Annotated in this window: 7 protein-coding genes; 2 read left to right on the forward strand and 5 right to left on the reverse strand. The window is 72.0% G+C overall.

All coding sequences use genetic code 11. From position 1 onward, the window contains the following. Positions 1–33: 33 nt before the first annotated feature. The 3 genes from pstA to pstS all read right to left on the reverse strand — a co-directional run bounded on the left by pstA (position 34) and on the right by pstS (position 3463). Positions 34–1059, reverse strand: a complete 1026-nt coding sequence (gene pstA / locus GQS09_RS05855; protein ID WP_165984916.1) for a phosphate ABC transporter permease PstA — start codon at positions 1057–1059, stop codon at positions 34–36. A gap of 269 nt (positions 1060–1328) precedes the next feature. Continuing rightward, positions 1329–2285, reverse strand: coding sequence for a phosphate ABC transporter permease subunit PstC (gene pstC / locus GQS09_RS05860; protein ID WP_165984909.1), 957 nt, complete (start codon positions 2283–2285; stop codon positions 1329–1331). Between the two features lie 53 nt (positions 2286–2338). After that, the gene (gene pstS, locus GQS09_RS05865) at positions 2339–3463 is read right to left on the reverse strand and encodes a phosphate ABC transporter substrate-binding protein PstS (RefSeq protein WP_165984910.1); all 1125 of its coding nucleotides are present in this window, start codon (positions 3461–3463) and stop codon (positions 2339–2341) included. A 451-nt stretch (positions 3464–3914) separates the two neighbouring features. On the opposite strand from pstS, the gene GQS09_RS05870 reads away from it, so the two are divergent. Beyond that, positions 3915–4253, forward strand: a complete 339-nt coding sequence (locus tag GQS09_RS05870) for a metal-sensitive transcriptional regulator (protein ID WP_165984911.1) — start codon at positions 3915–3917, stop codon at positions 4251–4253. Between the two features lie 34 nt (positions 4254–4287). Here GQS09_RS05870 and GQS09_RS05875 read toward each other — a convergent pair whose 3' ends face one another. After that, positions 4288–5088 (reverse strand): hypothetical protein, encoded by an 801-nt coding sequence (locus GQS09_RS05875; protein WP_313896005.1) that lies wholly within the window; start codon positions 5086–5088, stop codon positions 4288–4290. Positions 5089–5454: 366 nt separating this feature from the next. Here GQS09_RS05875 and GQS09_RS05880 point away from each other — a divergent pair, with 366 nt between their 5' ends. Next, the gene (locus GQS09_RS05880) at positions 5455–5619 is read left to right on the forward strand and encodes a hypothetical protein (protein ID WP_165984912.1); all 165 of its coding nucleotides are present in this window, start codon (positions 5455–5457) and stop codon (positions 5617–5619) included. Positions 5620–5640: 21 nt separating this feature from the next. On the opposite strand, the gene GQS09_RS05885 is transcribed toward GQS09_RS05880, so the two are convergent. Then, a partial coding sequence (locus tag GQS09_RS05885) for a phosphatase PAP2 family protein (RefSeq protein WP_165984913.1) occupies positions 5641–6136 on the reverse strand: 496 nt, incomplete at its 5' end.

Consider the following 6136-nt stretch of genomic DNA (forward strand, 5'->3'; position numbering starts at 1 on the left):
TCTCTCTCGCTCTCCGGGGACTGCCCGGTGGCCTCAGCGGCCGGTCTTGGGGGCCTTCCAGCGGGCTATGCCGCGGGCGACCAGATTGAGGATCATGATCAGGACGATCAGCACCAGCGCCGCGGCCCAGGCCCGGTCGTACGCCTCCTCGGTGCCGTAGCCCCACTGCTCGTACACGAACAGCGGCAGCGAGGACTGCGGGCCCTCGAAGGGGTTGGCGTTGATCAGGTTGCTGCCGAAGACCAGCAGCAGGATCGGCGCGGTCTCCCCGGCGATCCGGGCGATGGCCAGCATCACGCCGGTGGTGATGCCGCCGATGGCCGTGGGCAGCACCACCTTCAGGATCACCCGCCACTTGGGCACGCCCAGCGCCAGCGCCGCCTCGCGCAGCTCGTTCGGCACCAGCTTGAGCATCTCCTCGGTGGCCCGGACCACGATCGGCATCATCAGGATCGACAGCGCCAGCGCACCGGCGAAGCCCGAGTAGCCGAAGCCCAGCGCCATGATCCACATCGCCAGGATGAACAGGCCGGCCACGATCGAGGGGATACCGGTCATCACGTCCACGAAGAAGGTGACCGCCTTGGCAAGCCGTCCGCGCCCGTACTCCACCAGGTAGACGGCGGTGAGCAGGCCGATCGGAATGGCGATCACCGAGGCCAGCACCACCTGCTCCAGGGTGGCCAGCAGGGCGTGGTAGATGCCGCCGCCCGGCTGCCAGCTCAGCACACCGTTCATGGAGTGGGTGAGGAAATCCCAGCTCACGGTGGGGATGCCGCGGGCCACCGTCTCCCAGATCAGGGAGGCCAGGGGCAGTACGGCGACCAGGAAGCTGGTCCAGACCAGGGAGGCGGCCAGCCGGTCCACGGCCTGCCGCCGGCCCTCCACCGCGGCGGTGAGCGCAAAGTTCGCGGACACGAACAGCACCGCGGCGATCAGGCCCCACTGCAGGCGGCTGTCCAGCCCGCCCAGCACCCCGAGGGCGACGGCGGCGGCGAGGGAGCCGGCCGCCAGGGCGAGCGGGGTCCAGCGCGGCAGCCGCGGCTGGCGCAGCGCCATGCCGGGCGGCCGCACCGGCGGGGTGGTGATCACCCGCTCCTGGTGCTCCTCCACACGGGTCTCGGAGGGCACCTCCGCCGGGCGGGCGGTGTCCGGGTGCACCGGCACGGACTGGCCGGACACCATCGGGGCGACGGCGGCCAGTTCATGGGCTGCCCGGTCGTGCTCCTGCTGCACGCCGCCGTTCTCGGCCGCCACCTCCGGCGGGCGGGGCCGGGCGGCGCTCCCGCCGGCGGCGGGCGGCTCGTTGCTGGTGCGGTCGGTGTCGCTCATGCGGCTGCCCCCGAGAACTCCTTGTGGCGGGCGATGATCAGCCGGGCCGCTCCGTTGACCACCAGGGTCAGCAGGAACAGCACCAGGCCGGAGGCGATGAGGGCGTCCCGGCCCATGGCCCCGGCCTCCTTGAACTGGCTGGCGATGTTCTGCGCGAACGTGCCGCCGCCGGACTCCAGCAGGCTGATGTTGATCAGGAACGCCGGGGAGAGCACCGTGGCCACGGCCATGGTCTCGCCCAGGGCGCGGCCCAGGCCCAGCATGGAGGCGCTGATCACGCCGGAGCGGCCGAAGGGCAGCACGGCCATCCGGACCACCTCCCAGCGGGTGGCGCCCAGCGCCAGTGCGGCCTCCTCGTTGGCCTTGGGGGTCTGGAGGAAGACCTCCCGGGTGACGCTGGTGATGATCGGCAGGATCATGATCGCCAGCAGGATGCCCACGGTCATCAGGGAGCGGGCCGGGGAGCCGTCGTAGGACAGGACTCCGGTCCAGCCGAAGAACTGGTCCAGCCACTCGTACAGCCCGGTGAGCCGGGGCACCAGGAACAGCGCGCCCCACAGGCCGTAGATGATGCTGGGCACGGCGGCCAGCAGGTCGACCACGTAGCCGATCGGGCCGGCCAGCCGGCGCGGCGCGTAGTGGGAGATGAACAGGGCGATGCCGACGGCCACCGGGACCGCCAGCAGCATGGCGATCACCGAGCTGACCACCGTGCCGAACAGCAGCACGGCGATGCCGAAGACGGGCGGGTCGGCGTTGGCGTTCCACTCGAAGGTGGTGAGGAAGTTCCCCTCGTTGGCCCGGATGGCGAAGGCGGCGCGCACCGCGAGGAACACGGCGATGGCGCCCATGATCGCCAGCAGGGCGATGCCCGCTCCCTTGGACAGACCGCTGAAGATCCGGTCCCCCATGCGGCCGGTCGAGGGCGGGGAGGCGGTTGGTATCGCGGACATTCTGGTCTCTCGGTCTAGGAGGGTCGGCGGGGGCCGCCGCGGGGACGGGGCGGTCAGCCCAGGGACGCGATGCGGTCGCGGACCTGGGTGATGATCTCGTCGGGGATGGCCGCGTAGTCGATCGCCGTGATCTTCTGCTGGCCCTCCTCGCCGGCGATGTAGCTCAGGAAGGCCCGCGTCAGCTCCACGGTGTCCGGGTCGTTGCCCCGGTCACAGACGATCTCGTAGCTGACCAGCACGATCGGGTAGGCGCGCTCGGCCCGGGTGGTGTAGTCCAGCTCCATGGCCAGGTCGGCGCCGGTGCCGATGATGTTGCCGGAGGCGATGCCGGCGGAGGCGTTCTCCACGGTGGCCTCCACCGGTTCCGCGCCACCGGTGTCGATCAGCACCGTGTCGATGTTGTTCTGGTGGGCGTAGGACAGCTCGAAGTAGCTGATCGCGCCCTCGTTCTGCTGCACCATGCCGACCAGCCCGGAGGAGCCGTCGGCGGACTGGCCGCCCTTGCCCCTCCAGTTCTTGTCCCGCTCGTACGGCCAGGCCTCGGGCGCGGCGGCGTGCAGGTAGGCGGTGAAGTTGTCGGTGGTGCCGGAGCCGTCCGAGCGGGAGAACGGGGTGATCCGCGTCGCGGGCAGGTCGGCGTCCGGGTTGAGCGCGGCGATGGCCGGGTCGTTCCAGACGGTGATCTCGGAGTCGAAGATCCGGGCCAGGGTGTCGGCGTCGAGCACCAGGTCCTCCACGCCGGGAAGGTTGTAGCCGATGGCGATCGGGCCGGCCACCATGGGCAGGTGGATGGCGCGGCCGCCGTCCCGGCAGACCGAGCGGGACTGCTCGATCTCGTCCGGCTTGAGCAGCGAGTCGGAGCCGGCGAAGGCCGTCGTGCCCTGGAGGAACTCCTGGATGCCGGCGCCGGAGCCGGTGGGCTTGTAGTTCACCTGGCCGTCATCGCAGTTGGCCCGGTAGATGTTGACCCAGACCTCCATGGCGTTGGCCTGGGCGGTGGAACCGGAGGCCAGCAGGGTGCCGGGCGGGCCGCACTCGATGGTGTCCGACGAGAAGTCGACGGCACCGGGGATGCCGGAGTTGTCGTCGGTGCCGCAGGCAGTGAGAACCAGGGCGGCGATGGCCGTGGCCGCGCCCAGTGTGCGGGTGCGGCGTCCGGTCGCGCGCGAGAGCTTCACTGACTTCCTTCCCACATGTCACATGTCAGGTGAACTGATGTCCACGTCCAAGGTGAAAAGTAAGGTGAACAAGGGGATCGACCGGCAAGCGCAAGATGAACAGCGGATGAACCACAGGCGGCGGTGGCATGACCTGCACCTCCGCAGTGCCGGAGAGTGACGGAGCTCCTCTTCAGCCCTTGTTTCCCGGCCCTCGCTCAGCACCGTAAGCCCGCGGGACATGACGCGCCGCTCGGACGTGCGGGATACTGCCGCTGCACGGTTCTGACCAGGAGCGGACGATTCGGGCCCGGATTCGGTAATCTATACGGGTAGGGGGTATTCGCGCCGGATGGGGCGCGGCATTCCGCCCGCTCCGCCGCATGCGCGTCACAGCCGCACATGCGGTCACCACACGCGACGCTCCACGGCGCGCAGCACAGTCGCCCGCCGCAGGCCAAGGGAGGCCGTCATGACCACCGTCCCGCCGACCGTCACCCCGGTGGACCGCGAGCACGATCCCGGTCACAGCCACGGCTACAGCAAGGACAAGGACGCCCATCTGAAGCGGCTGCGGCGGATCGAGGGCCAGGTGCGCGGCCTGCAGCGGATGGTCGAGGAGGACGTCTACTGCATCGACATACTCACCCAGGTGTCGGCCTCCACCAAGGCCCTGCAGTCCTTCGCCCTCCAGCTGCTCCAGGAGCACCTGCGGCACTGCGTGGCCGAGGCGGCGGCCGAGGGCGGCCCCGAGGTCGACGCCAAGGTCGAGGAGGCCACCGCCGCCATCGCCCGCATGCTCCGCACCTGACGGTGGCTGACCGCCCGGCGCCGGGGCCGGGCGGTCAGCCGCCGGGGGAGGCAACCGCACCGGTGTAGATGTGCTCGGCCGGCGGCATCTCGATGACCACCGGCGTGCCGAAGTCGTACAGCACGGTGGTGGAGATCACCTGCACCGGCAGCCCGTCCGGCTGCGGCGAGGTGGGGGCGAAGCTGAAGTGGTGCCGCACCTGCCGCAGCAGACCGTCGTCGTCCAGATAGGCGTCGAACCGCACCGCGGTGTCGGTGAAGCCGTCCACCGCCGCGGCGAGCTGCTCCCGGCTCTCCCGGCTGCCCGCCGCCTCGGCCGCCGCCGCGATGTCGGTGATCCCGTGGAAGCGGCGCAGGATCTCGCCCTCGACCTCCACCTCACCCAGATCGTCCGCCTGCTGCACGCCGCGCAGCAGCTCGGCCGCGGTGATCGGGTCGGTGGCGCCGCCGGTGACCAGATTGCCGTCGTGGATCGAGGACACGTCCAGCCGCACCCACTTGTCCGGCGGCACCCCCTCGCCGCGGTTCTTCATGTACAGCTCGCCGGGCAGGAACAGCTCGGTGACCGGGGGCCGCCCGGCGCCGCCGCCGCCCGTGCCGGAGGGAAGGGTGACGGCCAGCTCGCCGGCCCGGCGGCGGTAGTCGAAGCCGCCCTCCCCGCGGATGGTGATCCGGGTACCGCCGGAGGCCAGCTCCACGGCGGTGCGCGCCCGGGAGGAACCGGCCTCGGCCAGCAGATCGGGCACCTGGCGGAGCAGTTCCACGGCCTCCCGGGCGGTGCGGGTGTCGGCCGCCGCGCCCACCATGGAACAGCCCGTCACGGCCAGACCGATCACCAGCAGACCGGAGGACGCCAGCAGCCGGGGAGATCCGTTTCTGCGGCACTTCCGGGGGTGCGCGCCGGCCCGCCCGTCCCGTCCGCCGCCCGAACCTGCCCTCTGCCGACGTCGCGCCCTCATGGCCTGTCGACCCCCAAGCACTCTTCGTGTCTCAGTTCACCGCACTCACTGCCCCGCTTAACGAAGCCTTCGGACACCCGTCACGGGCAGATCCCGGGCATAGCCCGATACGGTGGTGACGTGCGCGAGGCGAGTGGCAAGGGACCCTGGAGAGTCCTCCGCGGGGTCCCGGGAACAGCACCCGGTGCGTCAACCACGGACAGCGGCCCCGCCCTGCCGGACCCTCCCGGTCACCGGATCACCATGGTGGAACGCGGCCCCTTTCTCGCCCCGTACTGCAGCTGCGGCTGGTACGGCGCGGCGCGGCGCTCCCGCCCGCTGGCCCGCGACGAGGCCGCCGCCCATCTCGCCGCCCTCCCCGCGGACACCGCCGGGCCGGACACCGCCGGGCCGGACACCGCCCCCTGAGGCGCCTGCCCGGCTGCCCGGCTACGCGGCCAGGTCCTTGTCCCCGTGCCCGCGGAACGGCAGGCGGAAGACGCGGAACTGACCCCGCAACGGCAGCCGCAGCGGCCGCGGCCGCCGCACCCACAGGCGGCCGCAGCGCGTGAGGAACGGGTTCAGCAGGGCCGTGGCGCCGGGCTGGAGCAGCAGCGCGACCGCGGCACCCAGCGCGCATCCGCCGACCACATCGGTCGGATAGTGGGTGCCGGACAGGATCTGCGCCGCGCCGGCGGCCGCGGCCAGGCCCAGCGCCCACCAGGCGGTGCGCCGGTGCACCAGCAGCAGGGCCACCGCCACCGCCGTCGCGGCCGCGGCCTGCACGCTGACGAACGAAGAGCCGCCCGGCCCGGCCGCCTGGGCCACCTGGGCCGCCACCCGGACTCCCTCGTCGGTCCCCTCCGGCCCGGGACGCGCCACCAGGGCCCGCACCGGCAGGGCGATCAGCGCGGCCAGGCCGCCGGCCAGCACCGCCCAGAGCCCG

Source organism: Streptomyces sp. YIM 98790 (assembly GCF_011421595.1).
In the GTDB taxonomy this organism is placed as follows: domain Bacteria; phylum Actinomycetota; class Actinomycetes; order Streptomycetales; family Streptomycetaceae; genus Streptomyces.

Coding starts and splice junctions, on each gene's coding strand:
- pstA (WP_165984916.1), bottom strand. CDS start 1,059: ATGGCGCTGCGCCAGCCGCGGCTGCCGCGCTGGACCCCGCTCGCCCTG.
- pstC (WP_165984909.1), bottom strand. CDS start 2,285: ATGTCCGCGATACCAACCGCCTCCCCGCCCTCGACCGGCCGCATGGGG.
- GQS09_RS05870 (WP_165984911.1), top strand. CDS start 3,915: ATGACCACCGTCCCGCCGACCGTCACCCCGGTGGACCGCGAGCACGAT.
- GQS09_RS05880 (WP_165984912.1), top strand. CDS start 5,455: ATGGTGGAACGCGGCCCCTTTCTCGCCCCGTACTGCAGCTGCGGCTGG.